Origin of the sequence: Streptomyces sp. NPDC007025, from assembly GCF_042869455.1 — a bacterium.
Classification (GTDB): domain Bacteria; phylum Actinomycetota; class Actinomycetes; order Streptomycetales; family Streptomycetaceae; genus Streptomyces.
This window is the reverse complement of sequence record NZ_JBIAFT010000001.1, coordinates 48,072-67,744: the sequence shown is the minus strand read 5'-3', so window position 1 is coordinate 67,744 and position 19,673 is coordinate 48,072. Positions and strand designations below refer to the sequence as shown.

Sequence of the window (19,673 nt, the reverse complement as noted above, 5' to 3'; positions counted from 1 at the left end):
TCGATGGTCATCAGGAGCCGTCGTACGCGTCCCCGTTCCGTCCCAGCGCCCCGGCGCACAACCCCGGCCACTGGAAGGGCCCCGGGGCCAGCGGATGCCGGCGCAGCGCCTGGTCCAGCCGCTCCAGCGCGGCCCGGTCCTGGTCGTCGAGTTCGGTGCTCTGCCGGAGGCTCCCGGCACCGCCGGGAGCCGAGGAGACCGGCACTTCGCGCAGCAGCACCAGCGGAGCGCCCTGCTGGACGCGCACCTCCAGCACCCGCAGCAGGGAGCCGGGGGCGAAGACCACCTCGTCACGCCTGCGGGAACCGGCCCGGCCCCCCGTCAGCTCGCGCACCCGGCGCCCGGTGGCCGACCAGATCGCGTACTGCGGTCCCCCCGGGCGCGGAGCGCCGGTCCCCAGCGGCAGGGCACCGACCGGGCCGGGGTCCCGCAGCAGGTTCCCGGGCACGAGCCCCGCGTCGGCGGTGTCGGTGCCGCGGAAGGCGAGCCCCCGGTGCGAGGGGAGCCGCCGCAGTGCGGAGGCGACGCACGCCGCATAGGACAGCATCCGCTGATCCCCCGCCCGCAGGCCCCGGTCCAGTTCCTCGTGGGACAGCGGGCCTTCGGTGGAGTTGAGGTAGGCGTGCAGCGCGATCAGGTCGTCGACCACGTCCTCCTGCTGCGGCCCGCGCAGCGCGGGCATCCGGGTCAGCGCTCGGGTGACCGCGGAGGCGTGCCGCTCCCACGAGGCCTCCGCCAGGCGCCGGACGGCGGCCCGTTCCCCGGGGGTGCTGGCGTGCCCGGGCAGGAAGGGAACCGGCGGGAGCGGGCCCGCGGGAGCGGGTGCGGGGCCGTCACCGCTGTCCGAGGAGGCGGGGGCGCGCTGTGCGGAGGGCGCGGGCTCCGCGGGGTCCTCGCGGTTCGCGGGGTTCGCGGGGTTCGCGGGGTTCGCGGGGTCCTCGCGGTACGCGGGGTTCGCGGGGTCCTCGCGGTACGCGGGGTTCGCGGATTCCTCGGTCGGCGAGGCTCCTTCGGGCCCCGCCTGCGTCGAGACCGGTGCGGGCGTCGGGACCGCCGCGGGCTCCGCGGGGTCCTCGGCCTTCCCGGCCTCCGGGGACTCCGCGGACGGCAGGGTGGCCCCTTCCCGTCCCTCGGGCGCCGAGCTCTCCGGCGCGGGGGCCGGGTGCCCGTGGACCGGTGGCGGGGGCGCGGGCCCGGGACGGGCCGGGGCATCGGGCGCGGCCTCGGGCCGGACGCCCGCCGGGCGGGCACCCGGGGCGCTGCGGCCCGCCGTGACGGGGTCGGCCTCGCGGGAGTCCTGTGACTTCCGCGAGGGGCGGACGGCCGCGCCCGGACCGCTGTGCTCGGCGGCCGGGGGTCCCGCCGGTTCGGGCTGCCGGCTCGGTTCCGGACGCACCACGGATCCGGCCGCGGGCGCGGTCGAGTCGTCCGGGGCCCCGGGCGGGGACGCCGGGCCGGGGCCGGGCGCGGTCGTCGGCGGGGCGGCGGGCATGGGCGGGAACGGCGCGACGGGCGACGCGGCGCCGGAGGAGGGCGCGCTGCCGGAGACCGGCTCCGCGCCGGCCGGGCGTGCGGACCGCTCCGGTACCTCGGCGGCGGCGAGCTGCTCCGTCACCTCTGCGGCGGCCTCCCGCGGCGCGGAGGCAGCACTCCGTTCGGCGTCGGAAGGACGCGGGGCGGGTGCCGAGGTGGTGCGCACCCCTGCCCGGAAGCCGGGCGGAGGGGGGAACTCCGGTGCCTCCTCCCCCGACGGGTTCGCCGCCGGGCGGGCGGCCGCCGTCGACGAGGCGGCGGGCGCGGGACGGTCCGGGGGCGTCTGCGGCATCGGCGGCTGCGGCCGGCCTCCCGGCGGCACGGCCTCGGGCTTCGCGGCGCGCGCGGCGGACCGGGCGGATCCGTTCGCCGGCCCGTTCGCGGATGCGGCCCCGCGGCCGGCCGCGGGGGCGGGCTTCGAGGGCTGGAGACGTATGGACCTCAGGCCGTGTTCGGCGGCTGTCCGGCGCAGTTCACGGCCGCCGTCCTGGCTCGTTCCGTGCACCAGCAGCCGCGCCCGGCCGCGGACATCGGGGTCGAGTCCGGCGAGCAGCGTGGCCAGTGCGGCGGGCAGGGTTCCTTCGAGGATCTGGCCGGGGCGGCCCACCTCGATCGACGGGCCGTCCGCCTCGGTGGGCCTGGTGGCCGCCGGGGGCTGTGCCTCCGTGATGTCGGAGACGTAGACACCCGCCCGGGAGACGGTGGCCCGCCAGCGGTCGGAGAGGCGGACGACGCCGTGTTCGGCCAGGGCCCGGTCCACGGTGGTCCGGTTCGCGACGAACTGGCTCCAGCGCAGCGGGCGCGGCATCCGCGGCGGTGCGTTCGGCTCGGCGGGAAGGCACATCACCGCGTCCAGGAACGCCTGCCAGCGAGGTGCCCCGTCCGCTCCGACCAGCACCGAGCGCAGGCTCGCCGGGCCGCCGGTGTTCCCGGGGGCCAGTAGCGGCATCCCGGTGTAGACGACGAGTTCGATACCCAGCGTGTCGGAGACCGCCTGAGCGGTGGGCAGGATGTCGCGGGGACCGCCCGGGGCCAGCCGCACCTGCCGGCGCACCGGCTCGGGCAGGGCCGCGAGGAGTTCCAGGACGCTGTCCGCCGGGACCTCGCCGGCGTCCGGGGCGCCGAGCAGCACGGTGGGTCCGTGCGGGTCGGCGGGCACCGCGTAGCACAGGTCGCCGAGTCGGGGCGGGGTGGCGTCCGCCGGGCGGGCGAGCACGCCGGCGGGGATGCGGTCGACGGCGCATCCGCCCGCGATCCGGGCGGGCAGCGCGTCCACGGACTGCTGCCAGGCCGGGGCGGGTTGCCGGGCACCGACGAGCCGGGGCTCGGCGCGGGGCGGGAAGCGCCACCAGTTGCCGCGTTCCACGCCGCTCCCGGCGTCCTGGCCGGCGCCCGGGTGCCGGGCGGGGACGAACAGTCCGCCGCCGGGCACCACGAGGGAGAGCCCGTCGGGGGCGATGACGTCGAGATCCCAGGAGTCCGCGATCCGGCGGCCGAGTGCGGGCGCGCCGGGCCGGTCGTCCCCGGCGGCCGTCATGACGAGCCGCACCGCGCGGACTCCGTCCGCGCGCAGTTCGTCGAGCAGCGCACCGAGCCGGGTCCACAGCTCGGCCGAACGCGCCGCGTCGGCCCCGGTCATGACCGTCACCGTCGAACGGTCGGCGGAGAAGGCACGGGCGAGATCGGAGATGTCGGTGTCGCCGAGGGAGTCGTCCGAGAGCGTGCGCAGCAGCCGCAGCCCGTCGTACTCCTCCACGAGCAGCCGTTCCCCGGAGCCGGGTGCCTGCTCGGCGGAGGCCGGTGGCGACCCGGCGGTCTCCGGTGCCGGTACGGCGGGCCGAGAGGACTCGGGCAGGTCCTTGCGTCGACCGAGCCACCGCCTCCGACCGCTGTCGCTCCGGTTCACGCCTCATCTCCTCGATCGGGGGACGACCGGCGGGTCGCGGTCCCGGCCGTCCGGCCCGGACCCGTCGGCGACGCACCGTGAACCAGGTCGCCGGTCCGGTCGTTGTCACCTGTTGGAGTGCACATGTTCTGAAGTTCCGTGGGGGGCACAGTAGGGAATCGAGTTGAACGGGAGGCCTGCGGGACCGGAACAGTGCGGACGGATGTCGGCGCGCCGACCGGTGTGGAGAGTCCCCGCGATGAGCATCCCCTGACCATGTGATGCGTCCGCCGCCGGGAAAGTTCACGCACCGAGGGGACGATCCGAAATCCCCCTCGCGGGGCCGCGCCGTAGGGTGCGGCCCCGGCCGGGGTTGCTACTCCTCGGTCTTGTCGGTCTTGCGCTTCTTGCCCCGGGCCGGCTTGCTGCCCGGTTCGGTCTCCGCAGCGGCCTCCGCCGCCGGCTCCCCGCTCGTCCCGGAGGTCGGCTCCGCCCGCGACCGCGTGTCGCCCTCGGGCAGCGGGAGATCGACGATGCCGTCCGCCCCCGTGTCCGAACCGTCGGGGCCACCGCCGTTCACGGAACCGTCCACCTGGGCGGACTCCGTGGCGACCGCGCCGGGACCGGTCGGCTGCGACCAGTCGGCACTTCCGGAACCGGGTCCGTCGGCGGGCTGTGCCGCCTCCTGCGTCCCGTCCTCGGAGTCCGTCGCGGCAGCCGTCAGCACATCGTCGAGACCGTCCGTGGTCATCACCATGCTGACCGGGCCGGAGCTGTTGATGCAGAGGCTGTGCCCCTCGGGAATGCGGTCCTGGAAGTCCGGTATCCGCACCGTCTCGAAGCTCAACCGCCCGGCGAGGTGCAGATACTTCGGCGAGCTGTAGACCAGCACCACCGGGGTGCCGTCCGGGGCGGCGGCACGCACCGGGTCGCCGTCCGCCGTCGTCAGTACCGCCACCTCCGCTTTGGCCAGGGCCTTGGTGACGTCGTCCGCGGGGCCGTACCCCGTGGTCGCGAGCTGGATCGCGGCGTCCACCTCGTCGGCGGGCTCGGGCCAGCCCATCGCGGACGGGGAGGGCCGGTAGTCCTCGTTGTCCTGCCACTCGACGATCTCGCCCTCGGCGTCGGAGCGCCACTGGCCCACCACGGCCCACTCCGGGGGCGGACCCTCCTCGGACCAGGTCGGGTCGATCAGGTACAGCCAGTGGTCGGGCGCGAGCTTCGCGGCCTCGACGAACTCCTCGGGAGGAGTCGGGTCGATCGTGTCGGTGGCGACTCCACCGTCCGGGTCCGTCGCCGCGGGGTCGGTGGCGGCGCGGGCTTCGCCGCTGGTCTCACTCATCTTGTCCTCACTCACTGGTCTTCCCGGCCGTGCGTTCAGGTCTCGTCGCGTTGCTGCTCGTTCCGGCCCTGTCCCCGATTGTCCTCGCCGCCCTCCCCGAAGTGCGGGTTGGGGAGGAAGTCACCGACCGGCTCACCGTTCTCCAGCAGTTGCGCACCCCGGATGAAGCGGCGGTCGACACCTCCGGGGAAGAGCACTTCGAATCGGTCGGGGAAGGGGGACGCGAGACCCAGGGTGGCGTTCACGTCGACTCCGCCCGGCGCCTGGAGGAAGACGCGCCAGCCGCTCCCCGCGGCGGGACCGGCGTGCGGATCCGCTGTCGTACCGACCCACGCCGAGGCGGCGCCGTCACCGGCGACGACATGCTCGATCGGGTGAAGCAACTCGTCTCCCTCCGGCAGCAGTCCCTGCTCGAAGACCTCTTGCGGCAGCTGAGAACTGAAGGTGTGCAGGGGCCCCTCGTGAACGCGCCAATGGACATCGAGGAGCTGGAGGTCCGGCCCGCCGAGGAGGTGCTGCACTGCCGCGACGGTGACCGGGGGTACCGGTGGCGTCGCGCTCACGGGGCCGGAGGCAGGCCATGCAGCAGGCACCGGCACAACACCGGGATCGTCCGCGGTCCCCTCGACGTCCTGTGCCAGAAGAATCGTCCGCAGCCTGGAGGAGGCGACCAGACCGCGTCCTGCCAGGTACCAGTCCCAGGCAGGGCCTTCACTGTACAGGCGCCCGTCCGCATCCGTCACCTGGCCGGCCGACGGCCCCGCCGGGTTGTACTCACCACGCAGCCCCAGCCCGGGCAGTTCGGCCACGAACATGTGCAGGTCCGGATCGGCGTGCCCCTCGCCCCACACCGTGCTCCGCTCCGTGGAGGTGGCCAGCGGGGACGGGAAGTGCTCCCGGGTGGCAGCGAAGCTCTCGTCGAACCAGCCGTCGACCGAGTACGGCACCTCACGCCCGGGGTGCGCGGCCCGCCCGGTGGGGGGTGTCCCGGCCGCCCGTGCGCCGGACGAGGCGGCGGGCCGGGTGCGGTGCCAGCGGCCCGGGGCACCGGTCGACCGGTCCGGCAGCGCGGTCAGCCAGCTCGGCTCGGACGGGTCGCCCTCGGAGAGGAGGAGCGCCCCGCTGTAGCCGATCGCGGTCCGGTTCTCCCGCTCGGAGTACGCCTGTTGTTCGGTGGCCCGGGATTCCGCGGCCGGACCGCCGGCCAGCAGCGCGACCCACCGGTCCGGGCCGGCCTCGCGCAGCTCCGGGTCGGCGGCCAGCAGCGCGAACAGTTCCGCTTCGGAGACCCGTACGGTGCCGCCCGGCAGCCGCAGGACGGTGCCCGCGCCCGCCTCGTCCGCGTCGGTGCTGACGAAGTACGGGAGGGGGCCGCCGTCTGCGGCCCACGGGGTGAACTCCAGCTCGGTGGTGTTCCCGTCGGGGCCGGGCCGGACCGTGTACATCCGCAGCGGCTCCAGCCCGCCGGGCGTAGGTGTGCTCCCGTAGTTGCGGCCCTGGTGGTTGCCCTCGGAGTCCACGATCCGGGTGGCCGCCGAGAACGCGCCGAGTGCGGTCAGGTGCAGGAGCGCGAGCACCGCGGGGTCGGCCGGGTCCTGCCCGGTGGCGACGGCCTGCTCCTCCAGCCGCGTCAGTTCGGCCTGCTGCTCCGCGTCCCACACGGTGTCCGGGTCCAGATGCAGCGCGGCACGGCCCGGTTCCTCGCGCGCGCGGACGTCCTCCTCCGGCGGTGTCACCACGATGTCCGGTACCGATTCCTCGCCCGACGGCGTCGGCGCGGTCCAGGACTCGGACTCGTGCTCCGGCCCGGACCGGTGCTCCGCCTCGCGGGCGTGCGCCCGGTCGGACTCCGTCCGCGACTCCGACCGGGACCCCGAGCGGGACTCCAGATCCAGATCCAGCTCCGAGACACCGGAGTAGTCGGACGGGTCCAACGGCACGGACGGCACCGGGGGCAGCGGCGACGCCGGGTGTTCCGGCTCGGGCGGGTCGACCGTCACGTTCGCCGGCTCCGTCCCCGGCGGGGAGAAGGGCAGATGGACCGGCCCGCCGGGCGTGCGCAGCACCAGGGTGACCGGCCGGAGGGCGAGAGCGGCGGCGTGGGCCGCGGCGCCCATGAGGTTCGAGAAGGCTTCGGGGAGCCGGGCACCGGCGGCTTCCCGCGCCCCGGCGAGCGTGCCGCCGGCCAGCAGGGCGGTACGCGCACCGAGCAGTGCGTAGCGGGCGGCCGTCGGGACGTCACCGGGGTCCAGCCAGACCTGGGGGGCCGCGTCGTCCTCGGTGAACGCTCCGGCGAGCAGGGCGCCGAAGTCCTCGGAGGAGACGGCGCTCCAGTCGCGGGGGCCGCTCTCGGCCACGACGGACAGCGCGTCGTAGACGTTGGCCGAGGGCCGGACCGGTGTGAGGCCGTTGCCGAGGACGTCCTCCAGGGTGGCCCGCACCACGGCGTTGCCCGTCACCCAGCGGGTGCCCTCGGGCCCGGAGACCTCCAGCGCGGTGTGCACGGTCAGGGTGTAGCCGAGTACCCCGCTGTCGTCCTGCTCCTCGTCCTCGTTCTGCGACAGGCCGGTGCCGTACTTGAGGATCTCGCGGCGGTAGCTGGAGACGCCGGTCGACTTCCCCGTGGTGATGTTCTCCCCCGCCACGGGGACCGCCCCGCCGAGGGTGTCGGTGTTCCCCTCCGTCAGTCCGCCGCTCAACGGCACGTTCGCCGACGGCGAGTACGTCTGGCTGCCCGAGGACGAGGCGCTGCGGATGTTGACGCGGATTCCCATCAGGACGAGGGTCCGGCTGGAACTCTCGGTCTGCGGCCGGTAGAGGTCCAGCCGGACCGAGGAGGAGCTGCCCGACGGCCGCTTGCCGGTGAAACGGGACGCCTGCGCTGCGGTGAGCGCCACCTTGCCGGAGCCGACGAGGTTCCCGATGCGGAGCATCGTGGACTCCTGGGACTCGGAGGTCTTCGGCAGCCCCCCGTCGCGCAGGGCGGGGTCGACGGCACGGAGTGCGTCGGCGAGTTGGTCCACCGCGTCGAAGTCACCGACGATGAGCGTCTGCTCGGGTGTCCAGCGGGCGCTGGCGCCCAGCGGCTCCGGCGCCGGTGCCGTTTCCTCCGCCGAACCGGTCGCCGTGTCGGCGGGCGTGCCGGTGGCCGTCTCGGCGGCCAGGTCGGTGGCCGGTTCCGGGAGGGGCCGGGCCTGGCGGGGGTCGCTCTCGTGCAGCTGGGGGGTCAGCAGCTCGGGCGCGGTGGACCAGTCCACGGTGCCGTCAGCGCGCTCGTACGGCGTCTCGTGCGCGGGAAAGCGCAGCTTGACGGTGAAGGGCGTGCTGGAGACGGGGGCGCCGGGACGGGGCTCCTCTTCCGACTCGGTGGCCTCTTCCGACTCGGTGGCCTCGGCGGGCTCGGTGGACCCGGCCGGATCCGGTTCGGCGCTGTCCCTCTCCGCGGCGGGGGTCCCGTCCACCGGGGCGCGATTCCCCTCGGTCCGCTCGCCGGACGCGGTCAGCGTATCGAGGGGAATCGCCTCGCCTGTCGCGCCCGTCGCAGTGACCGGAGGGGGCAGTGTCCCGGCCTCCGCCGCGGCGTCCGGAGTGCGGCCGAGGACGGCCGCCAGCGCGCTCGGCAGTTCAGTCATGCCGTCGGCCATGCGGCTCAGCAGCCGTCGCAGCCCGAGGGTCTCGCTCGCCGACAGCCCGCCCTCGACCAGCAGCTCGGTCAGCTCCTTCAGCGAGACGACCTGGTTGACGAGGAAGCCGGGCAGCGTGTCCGGCAGCAGTTCGGCGGAGGCGGTCGCCCGGAACTCGTACGCCACGTCGAACTGCGCCGCCGGCGCGTAGGTCCGCACCCACTGCTGGCGGGTGGGCGAGAGGGTCAGGGAGGTGGAGCGGGAGCTGTTCGAGGCGAAGGACGCCGAGACTCCGGCGCTGCCCGCGTTGTCCGTTCCGACCACGACGGGGAACCCGGCCGACGGGCTGAGGCTGAGGCTGAAGGTGCCGGACCGGGAGGCCGTGCGCGTCACCGAGCTGGGCGTCGAGGAGTAGATGTTCTCCAGGCCGGACTTCGGGCGCAGCGCGCCGCGCACCTCGCCCAGGTCTCGATCGGGCGCCGGGCGGGCGTTGACCGACAGCGTCACCCGGTACAGGCCGCCCCAGACACCGGGAGCGGACTCCCCCCGGCCACGCCCTCGGTACACGAAGGTGATCGGCTTCAGCCACCTGTCGGCGCCCGCGCCGACCAGTGCCCGGGTGCCGATGGCCGAACCGGTCTGCGTGATGCGGGAGTCCAGACCGTAGACGTAGCTGCCGCTGCCCGGCGTGAGCGAACCGGGCGCCACCCGCTCGGCCTCGGCACGGAGCGCCTCGACGAACGCGTCCAGCGGGCCGTCCGGAAGGGTTTCGGGCACGGTGGCGGGACCGAGGGCCCGGCCGCCCGAGCGGACGAAGAAGGGCGGGAGGCGCCGGTCGAGGGTCGGTTCGTGCGGAGTGAGCCCGGCCAGCTCCGCCAGCCGCGGGTCCTCCCGGACGCCGGTCTCCGAGACCCAGAAGACGAGGGCGCCCGGCACATGTGCCGCGAGGGTCCGGACGGTCTGCGGGCCGACCCCGAGGGCGTTGGCGAGCGCGTTGACGTGCCCCACGGAAAGGGAGGACAGGTAGGTGAAGTCGGCGCGGAAGGCGTGGTGCGGTTCCCTGGCCTCGACATTCATCCGGTCGCTGAAGACGGAGTCGGTGTCGCTCACGCTCCACGAGACGGCGAAACTCTGGCTTCCGCTGCCGGTGACGCTGCCCGACACGTCCCCGTCCGCGCGGGTGACCGAGCCGCTGAAGCCGAGCTGCGCGGTGCGCTTGCCGCCGCGGCCCCGCCAGGCCGCGTCGGTGGCGGTGACGTCGCTCTCCATCCAGTTCCCGGACCCGGTGAAACCCTCCTCCGGCGGGGTGCCGACGCCCAGGTACTGCACGTCGTGCAGATAGCCGCGCACTTCCCCCTGTACTTCGGTGCCCATCAAGGAGCCGGCCGAGCCCGCGTGGTAGCTGTAGCCCCCGCGCGCGATCTGGACCGCCAGGGCGAGGAGGGACGTGCTCGACAGGGCGGCCCGGGCGGATTCCTGGGCGGGGTTCTCGGGGTAGGCCAGGGACTGGCCGAACGTCACGTCCTTCAGCCACTGCGCCGGCTGGGTGACGAATCCCGGCAGCAGCGCCCCGACCTGGCTGCCGTGCTCGGCGGTCCAGTTCAGGATCCTGGCCAACGCCCCGGGGGCCGGGGCGTCCGCGGTGTCGTCCCCGGGGCTGCCGCCCGTGAGGAGCTGCTGGAAGGCCGAGATCAACTCGGCGCTGCCGATGGCCGAGTTCACGTGCGCGTGCGCCGGGAGCAGTTGCGCCCCTTCCGGCCGCCGGCCCTCCTCGTCCGGCTGCATCCGGGCCAGCCGGTGGTCCTCGTCGGTGGCGGGACGGATGGTGGCCGCCGGGAGCAGTGCGGGCCGCTCCGCGAGGGTGCGGGCCAGTGGGAAGGTGGCGGCGAAGTTCCCGTCGCTCGGGTCGGAGACCCACACCGGATCGGTGCCCCCTCCGAAGAACAGCTCGGCGTCGTAGGTGACCGGGATGTCGTACTGGGCCAGGCCGGTCTGGGTGTAGAGGAGCTTGTCCAGAGCGTACCCGGAGGCGGAGCCGGCGGTTTCGGTGCGCTGCCCGCCGGCCGAGAGGCTGTAGGGGATGCCGCCCTTCATCGTCGTGTCACCGGAGACCGGTCCGTGTGCCTCGCCCGCGAACGCGCCGGTCAGCGTGTGCGAGGAGGTGAAGGACTCCCCGCCGGCGGTCGCCATGCCGGTGGCGTTGAGCGAGGACCAGCCCGGGAAGTTGCGGCGGTGCCGCGGAGAGGTCCCCTCCTGCGGCTTCATCCGCAGGACCGCGCACGCACGCCAGTTGTCGTATTCGTGCGGCAGGTCGAAATACATGTGGTGGCCCGCGCCCACCATGTCGCGCGAGGCGCAGCGCAACCCGACCTGCGAGCGGGCGAGGGACAGCTCACGCTGGTTGGCGGCCCACGCCTGGAGGGTCTTCTTGCGGCTCACCTCGTCCATCCAGTTCAGCGAGGTGCGCTCCACCGGGGGCAGCAGCCCGAAGGACCGCACCTTGTTCTCGATCGCCTCGAACTGAGCCTCGGTGCCGGTGAGTTCGAGGGGGGTCACGGACACCCCGAGAGCGCGGAGCCCGAGCACGTCCGGTGGCAGGTGCCGCTCCTGACCCGGCGGGACGGGGACGCCCTCGACCTCGGCCCTGCTCGGCACCCGCAGGAGGTGGCTCGCGGGGCGGCTGAAGGTGAACGGTTCGGAGCGGCCCCCCTCGGCGGAGACGAACACCGCCTCGAACTCGATGTCCGCCTCGACCAGGAGCTGCGGGTTCTCGGTGGCGATGCCGAACCAGTTGTACGCCGTCCCGCCCGAGTCGAAGCCGTGGTCGCGCTGGTACTGGTAGGCGCCGGAGAAGGCCGGGCCACCGCCGACCCCCGAACCGTCGGGGTCCGCGAAGGCCGGGGCGAAGGAGAAGCCCGGCTGCACGGCGTTGGACACCGTGTAGGAGTTCTTGGCTCCCGCCGTGTAGAGCAGGCTGTTCTCCAGCACCACGTTCTTCGACCTGACCAGCACATCCGGGTTCAGCCACCTCAGCCGCGCCCTGACCTCCAGGAAGCCCAGCGTGTCCCCGGCACGGTCCCGCAGCACCGGTGAGGGGTAGGCACCCGCCAGCATCAGCGGCAGTCCGGAGCGCTGGTTGTTCTCCGAGAGGAACTCGCCCAGGTCGTCGGCCGACTCGGAGGAGAGCCTGCGCAGGTGCGGACGCAGCTCGTCGGAGGCGACGATCTCGTCGTGCAGCGCGGCGGGGTCCCGGATGGTGTCCATGCGGATGGGCAGGAAGCCGGCGGAGAGGGTCCGCGGCTCGGCCGGCAGCTCCTCGTCGGATGCGAAGAGCGTGCCGTACGGAGCCGGCTCCGGGGGACGCGTGAGGTAGTCCGGGAACCACGCGGCGACCCGGCCGGGAGCGGTCGCGGGCGGGATGTCGCCCCAGCCGTCGTCCCGGGACGTGTCGTCGGTCGCGGCTTCGGACGCGTTGTCGGACGCCTCGTCGGACACGGTCTCGGACGCGGCATCGGACGCGGCTGCGTCCGCGGACGTGGACGTGCGCCCGGACCCGGTCGGGTCGGCCCCGGAGGACTCCTCCGTCCCGGTCCCGGTCTCCTCGCCGGGCGCCGGCCCGATCGCGCGGGGCGGAGCCGGGGCGTCGAGTGCTTCGACCTTGATCTGCGAGACCATGCCGTAGTCGTAGAGGGACGAGGGCTCCATGCCGAAGGCCAGCGCCGACATCGCCATGTATTCCTTCGCGACCGTCGCCGAGATGCCTTCCTGGTTGTGCAGCAGCGTCAGCTTCGGGGTGATCCCCAGGGAGGCCAGCGACGCCAGCACGGGATTCCCCGTGCGGTCCATCGCCCACGTGCGGCCGTAGGAGAGCGGGAAGGTCCGCACGGTCTGCCGTCCGCCGTTGCTGCTGGAGGTGACGGTGGTCTTGTTCCGCTCCTCGACCTGGATCGTGCGCCCCTCCGCCACCTCGGAGGCCATCGTCGGCGCGAGCCGGGCCTCCCCCAGCTCCAGGCGCCAGGACACCTGGTAGCGGCGGCCCCGGTAGGTCACCGTCCGCACCATGCCCTTGGTGCTCAGCACATACGGCAGCGACTCCAGGACGGGGCTCTGCGCATACGCGGTCGCCACCTCGCTCAGCAGCGCCGCGTTGCCCCGCTGGTCCTGCGCCTCCAGATCCTCGGTGGCCGTCCCCACGTCCGCCCGGTGCCGGGCGCGTACGGCGGTGCCGATTCCGGCGTGCAGCCACTCCAGCGTCTCGTCCGGGAACGGCATGACGTGCACCGATCCGAGGAGTCCGCGGTGGCCGTGGCCGAAGTTCTCGACGAAGGTGGAGAACCCGTCGGAATCGGAGCCGGTTTCGGAGAGCGTGTCCGCATCGGAGGACGAGTCCGCGTCGTCTCCGTCTTCCGACCCGGACTCCGCCGCCGATTCGGCGGCCGGCCGGGACTCGGGGACCGGCTCGGAGCCGGAGTCCGACTCGAACCCGGAGGCGGGCTCGTAGTCCGAGACGGCTGCACGCTCGCGGTCCGAACCGGAGTCCGGCTCGGAGACGGCACGCTCGTAGTCGGAACCGGAGTCCGACTCGGTCCCGGCAACCGGCTCGGAGACGGGCTCCGGCGGCTCGGGGGCCGGCTCGAAGTCCGACTCGGAATCGGAGCCGATCTCGGAGTCCGCCTCCGAGTCGGCCTCGAAGCCGGAGTCGCTCTCGGCCTCGGGAACGGTGGCCGCTCCGCGGCCGGGCGCCCGGTCCCGGCCGGGTCCCTGTCCGGTTCGCCCGCCGGTGGGTGGCGGCGTGCCGACAGTCTCGGGGTCGGTGTCCCGCTGCTCGTTCCCGGCCGCATCGGAGGCCACCAGCGCGTCGTGCACCCAGGCCGACGACCGCGCCTCGTCCCCGGACGGCGCGGCCGGCTCCGGCTCGCTCACCGTGCCGTCCGACGTGTCCCACTCCGAGTCCGCCGGGGCAGTGCTCCGCGGGACGCGCCTCGCCACCGGGACCCGCGTCTCCTCCGGGAGTTCCGGCAGGGGCTCGATGGTCAGCGGCCCGGCCGCTGCGGCCGCTTGCGGCAGCGACGTCGCGAGCGGCAGCGGGTCCGGCACCGGGCTCGGCGCGTACACCGGCTCGGCCGGGCCGCGCGGCGCGCTCCGCGTCCAGGTGGGCTCGGTGTCCGGGTCTCCCGCCGAGGGACGGAGGGTGAGCACGGAACTGCCGTCCCGGCCGCTGCGGTTCAGACCGCTCGTGGCGGCGGTCGACCAGATGCCGCGGCCGAGCAGCTGCGCCAGGTCGTCGGCCAGGCCCGGCGCGTACCGGTCCAGCTCCGGAACGTCCAGCACGAGGTCGACCGCCAGGTCCAGGGCCTGCAGGGCGGGGTCGGCGGCCAGCAGGTGCGGGAGCTCGCTGTGCGGGGCGCGGTGCGTCGTCCCGTCCGGCAGGGTCAGCAGGAAGTAGCGCCTGTCGGCCCGGTCCAGCGTGCCCCGGACCAGGCTGGGCGTCGGGCGGCTCGCCTCCCCCTCTCGCGGGGAGAGCCAGGGGGCCTGCTGCGGCGAGCCGTTCACCTCGACCGTCGTCAGGTCCACCACCGGCAGCACCGGCAGGCCCGTGAAGTCCCGCGCGGTGCCGGTCCCGTCGCCGCTGCCGAGTGTGCCCGCCGTGGTGGCCTCACCCAACAGACCGGCCTGCTGGAGGTGGTGGGCGGCGGCCACGTCCGGGTCCACCGCGGCCCCGAGCGGGTCGGTGGCGGCGCGGCCCTCGGCGAAGGCCCGGGTGAGCACCCGGCGCAGCTCCTCCTCGCGGGCCGCGTCCACGGTCTCGTCCGGGCCCAGGTGCAGCACCTTGCGAGCGACAGCCGCCACCTCGGCACCGGCCAGCGCGTCGTACGTCTTCACCCGCGCCCAGAACATCCAGGAGCGCAGGTCCTCCCCGGTGAAGGGGGAATCCGGTGCCTGCGCGGTCAGCGTGTCGGCGCCCGCCTCGCGCAGCCACCGGAGGGCCTGCTCCACGGCGGGCATGGACACGAAGGCGCTCAGCGGGACGTCGGGGCGGGCCCGCGTGGCAGCTGCCAGCACCGCGCGGTAGCCGGCCTGGTCGACGCCCTGCCGCCCGGCGGGGTGTGCCGCAACCGTCCGCTGGAGGGCGTCCAGCGTGAACGGGCCCCACGCCCCGAGTGCCGGATCGTTGCGCCACATCCCCTCCAGGGCGGCGGCGCCGCGCAGCAGTTGGTGGAAGTCCGCCGCGTCCTCCACGTCGCGGCCGAAGGTGATCTTCAGTGCCCGCACCAGCTCCAGGGTGCGCTGCCGCACTGCCTCTGACGACGGCCGGGGACCGCTGTGCAGCCCGGCGATCCGCGCCAGTCTGCCCAGTTCCGACGAGGTCGGCTCGGGGCGGAAGTACTGCCACCGGGTGCGCCGCCCCCGGGCGTCGGTGTAGAGCGCGTGCAGCTGCCGGCCCGCGCCGTCCCGGACGACGGCGTGGATGTGGTCCGGGGCCCGCACCGGCAGCCGTCCACCGTTGGCGGCCCGCTGGCCGGCGGAGATGTGCCGGAGCGGGTTGACGACGAACGGCATCCCGGCGGCCTCGCCCCGGCCGGTGCGGCCACGGGCGCCGTCCAGGTCGAGCGGGGCCCCGCCCCAGCAGGACACCAGACTGATCCACCGGGCGCGGCTGCGGCGCAGGAGCCTCGCGGCCCAGCTCTCGATCCCGCCCTCGTCGAGCATGCGGTACGTGCCGTCCGGCCGTGCCTGGGCCACCCGCCCCGGCAGGGAGTGCCCGAACAGGTGCTCGGCCTGGTACTCGGAGCCCTGCAACGCCGGCCCCCGGAGCGGAATCTCCTCCGACATCTCGCCCGTGGCCGGGTTGTAGTGCACGAACCCGGTCTGCTGGGCCAGGGAACGACTGAACTCCTCCCGGGCGCCTGCCAGATCCGCGGGCGAGTAGAAGCTCGTGCCGGTCCGCCGGTGGGCGTGTCCGCCGACCACGGGGCGCAGGTACGCCTCCCGGTCCCAGCCCTGGCCGGCCTTCGCGGGCGCGAGCGGATCGTGGGCTCTGACGGCCAGCCAGTCCCCCTGTGGCCGCCCTTCCTGATGCACCACCCGGATCACGTCGGAGCTGGGTCGGAGGTCCGCCATGCCGGTGTGCACCCACACCGTTCGGCCGACGAGGTTCGCGAACAGCTCGATCTGGGCGAGATCGGCATCGCCCGCGATCCGGGTGGGCCACACGACCGTGACGTCGCGGCCCAGCCCTTCCCGGGCCATGTCCGCACGCACGACGGCGGCGGTCTCCTCGATGCTCTGCTCGCGCAGTGCGCCGTCCGGCCACCGCAGCCCGACCAGACCGTCCCGCAGAGCGGCCGAGACGGGGTAGCTCCGTCCACCGGACCAGGGGGCCGTCCGATGGGCGTCGCCTCCCGTCAGGGAGCCGTCCGTCGACGCACGCAGGATGTCGAACTCGGCCGGGTCGAACTCGGTGACCGCCTGCTCTCCCCCGTTCAGCCCGGGGATGCGTTCCCCTCGGTGGGTGAAGTACCGCGTCCGGCCCGCTGCGGCCAGTCCGAGCCGCTCCAGGACACCGGGCTGCCCGAGGTGGAAGGCGGCCAGCGCACCCGTCGAATCCGCCTGGCCGGCCGCCCTCGCCTGCGCGACCAGGGTGTACAGCGCGCCGAGCACCGAGGGGCCCACCTCGGCGTCGTCGGCCAGATGCAGCACCTGACGGGCCTGTTCCTCGCGCGACATCCGGGGCCGGCCGAACCGCTCGGCCTCACGTGCCGCCAGCGCCCTCAACGCCTGCCGCGCGTCCGCGACCGACGGTCCGGACACATCGATCACCGTGTGCCGCGCGGCTTCGCCGGTACGCGACGGACCCTCGGCGCCTCGCCGTCCGCCGTACCGGGCCCGCACCGGGACGTCCGCTGCCCGCAACGGCCGCTGCCCGGCCGGGAGACCCGTTTGGAGTCCGGCCAGCTCCCGCTCCAGAGCCCGCCGGAAGACGGCGGCCACCTCCCTCGCCCGCGCCGTGCCGATCCGCTCGGCTCCCCACGCCGTGCCGGGCAACCCCTCACTGTGGCCGACGATGTCGACCTCCTGAGGGGAGACCCCCAGTTCGTGGTGCGCCACAGCGACCCGCGCCACGCGGCGAGCCGACTGCTCGATGGACGACCACTCCTTGCGCGACAGGTGGGTGGAGGAGCGCCAGAACGGCACGAACGTGGTCGAGGAGCGGGCGGGCGGCGCGGAGACCGTGCCCGTGCCGCGGGTCGGCACGGCGGCCGGGGCGGACGGGGTGCTCCCGACCGGTGCGGTGACCGGGGCCGCGAGCACCTGCCCGGCGGACGCCGGGACCGGCGCGGCGCTCGACAGCGGTGCCGGCTCGGCGCGCAGCGCGGACTTGAGAGGCGGAGCGGAGGGTCGCCGCCGCGCGGGGTCCGCGGAGGAGTCCGGGACGACCGCGGCCTCGTCGTCCGTGTCCGCCGATGCGTCCGCGTCCTCCGGGGCGAGGACCTGGGCGGGGACGTCCGGGGCCGCGACGCCGGGGCCCGGCACCGCACGGACAGCCGCACGTCCTGCGGAAGAGGGCACCGGCTGCGGGGCGGAGCCGGACGGCGCGGCCGCCGGAAGGGCGGGAATCCGCGGCTGCGTCTTCTGCCAGGCGTCCGCGGTCGGCGCGGGCGAGCCGGCGGGGCCGTCCGTCAGCTCCAGGAAGGACAGGTCACCGGCGTCCGCCTTGGTCAGGTTCACCGGCAGACTCGTCCACCACACGTCCCGGCCCAGCCGGTCGGCCAGCCGCTGCGCGAGTGCGGGGGCGAGTCGGCCCAGCTCCGGGAGAGCCAGCACGACCGGGACGGGTTCCGCGCGGTTCATCAGGGAGCGGTCGGCGGCCACCAGCTCAATGAAGACGTCGAGCGTGACGCGCCGCTTCTTCCCGGCGACCTCCACCGCGATGCGGTCGGGATCACCGGGGTCGGGGTCGGCCACCACGAGGTGGGGGCTGGGCGGCTGGGGGCCCTCGGCCCACTTGGCGGGCTCCCGGCCGGCCGGGGTCCGGATCTCGGACAATTCCACGTGCCTGTGCTGTCGTTCCGGGCCGTAGTTCCGCCCGGAGCCCCAGCCGCCGTCCAGCAGGACGATCTGGCGGGTGTCGTCGGCCGTCGCGCCGGCCAGCTCCAGTTCGTGCGCGGCGACCACCGCGGGCTCGGTGGCGTCCCGTCCGGCGGCGAAGGCCCGGGTGTAGGCGTTCCACAGCGGCGCGTGCGAGTACCTCGGTGGCAACTGCACGGGATAGCCGAGGACTTTTCTGAGCAGGTCGGGGACGTCCACTCCGGGCGCGCGCAGCGTCTCCTCGGCCTTGACCCGGGCCCAGAACAGTCGCGAGCGGTCGGCTTCCGTCACCTCGTCCGGCTGAATGTCCAGCGCGACGGCCGCCTGCTCGTCGAAGTCCGTGCTCTTCCGCCACGCCAGGGCATGGTCGACCGCCGCCGGTGCCGAGACGAAGTGCGCGAGCGTCGCGCCGGGTCCGGCGAACGCGGCCTCCGACAGAACCCTTCGGTAGGCCTCCCGATCCGCGCCGGGCCCGCCTTCGGGCCGCTCCGCGACCACCCTGTCGAACATGTCCATCGTGAACAGGCCCAGCCCGGTGAACCGGTCGTCGGCCTCCCACATGTCGTCCAGTGCCGCGAATCCGCGCAGCAGACCGAGGTAGGCGTCTCTGGGCTCCGTCCGCTCGACGTCCTGGCCGAAGGTGAGTCGCAGGGCCCGCACCGCACGCAGTGTCCGCAGCCGTTCCCATGCCCGCTCACCCTCCGTGTCGGCGTGCCGTCCCACCGCGTCGGCCAACAGGTCGAGTTCGTCGGCCTCGGGCTCCGGCAGGAAGAACTGCCACTCGCCGGGCCGGCCCCAGGCGTCCGAATCGAGGACTCGGACGTACCTGCCGTTCCGTTTCGTCACTCCCTGGGGGCGGGTGGCGGCGCGCACGCCCTTGCGGGCCGCGTTCGCGATGCGCTGGCCCTGCGGCTCCTCCGCGAGCGGATCGGGGACGAAGGGCTTCTCGACATGGGTGGTGAGGTTGCTGATCCACGGCACGGACGCGTCCAGATACGCACCGACCGAGCACCCCCCGATCGAGATCCAGCTACCGGTCACGCTCTTGCGGCGGTACCAGGCACGCAGTTCCGCGCGTCCGGCGAGCACGAACCCCCGGCCGTCGAGTGTCTTCAGCTTCTGCCCCTCGGGGCCGGCGTGCGTGTCCTCGTGGGTGGCGTCGCTCTCGTCGCCGAGCCCGGGCAGCGGCAGCTCGTCGGAGTACTCCCCGGTGACGGGGTTGTGATGGACGAACGTCGTGATCTGGTCCAGATACCGTTGCTGGTCCTCGAACCCGTTCCACACCATGTCGTGGGTGTCGTGCGAGGAGCGGCCGATCTGCAGACCGGTGGTCCGGCTGATCACGGCGTGGGACCGTACGTGGCGGAACCAGCCCAGCGCGTCGCCGTCCCGAGGATCCCATGCCGTACCGGGCAGGCTCTTCACCCAGTCGCCCTGCCGCCGGCCCCATGCGTGCCACGTGTCGACGGTGAACTCACCGTGGGTGTTCTTGCCGAGCAGCACCTTCCCGGTGTGGGCCCACACCGTCCGTCCGGTCCGCTCGGCCAGCAGCCTGGGCAGGTCCAGCAGCACGGCACCGGCGTCCGGGACGGCGAGCACGATCGGGCTGTCGGGCGGCAGGGCCCGCAGCGCCGGGTCGGCCGCGATCAGCTCGACGAATTCCTCGTAACCGACGGTCAGCTCGGAGCCGTCCGGAAGGCTCACCACGACGTGCTGGGGTCCGCCCACTCCCGCCACCACGTAGGGCCTCGAAGCCGGGCTGTCGTCCCAGGGGACCGTCGGCTCCTGGCTCGTGTTGCGCGCGGGAGCCGGGGACACCGCGCCCGTGGGGGACGCCGCCCCAGCAGGCGACGCCGGGATCGTGGGCGACGCCGTACCGGCGGGTGACGCCGCGCCCGCAGGCGACGCCGTACCGACGGGTGACGCCGTACCGGCAGGCGAGGTGGCGCCCGAGGCGGGTACCGACCCCACCGGCGAAGCCGTACCCGAAGGAGAAACCGCCAGCTCCCAGTGGGTGAACCGGATGGCCGTGTTCAGCTCGACGCTCTCTATCGGAGTCCAGTTCAGGCCGGGAACCCGAACCCCGCCCATGGTGAAGTGCTGCTTCCGGCGCGGGTCCAGGACGCCGCGCTCTTCCAGGTCGAAGGCCGCCAGCTGGGCGAATCCGTGAGTCCTGCCCGCCTTCAGGGCGCGGCCGACC

General features: G+C 74.5%; 3 protein-coding genes (1 of these 3 only partly in view). All 3 read right to left on the bottom strand.

Annotation, left to right across the window (positions count from 1 at the left end):
• Positions 1-10 precede the first annotated feature (10 nt).
• The gene (locus ACFYMO_RS00015; RefSeq protein ID WP_388543181.1) at positions 11-3,439 is read right to left on the bottom strand and encodes a hypothetical protein; all 3,429 of its coding nucleotides are present in this window, start codon (positions 3,437-3,439) and stop codon (positions 11-13) included.
• 355 nt (positions 3,440-3,794) lie between these two features.
• A complete protein-coding gene (locus ACFYMO_RS00010) occupies positions 3,795-4,760 on the bottom strand; it encodes a type VII secretion system-associated protein (protein ID WP_388543179.1) in 966 nt (321 codons plus the stop codon).
• Between the two features lie 35 nt (positions 4,761-4,795).
• Positions 4,796-19,673: the 3' end of a lonely Cys domain-containing protein gene (locus ACFYMO_RS00005; protein WP_388543177.1), read on the bottom strand. Its footprint extends 48,044 nt past the window's final position; only the last 14,878 of its 62,922 coding nucleotides appear in the window; its start codon lies off the right edge, out of view — the gene reads right to left on this strand; the stop codon is at positions 4,796-4,798.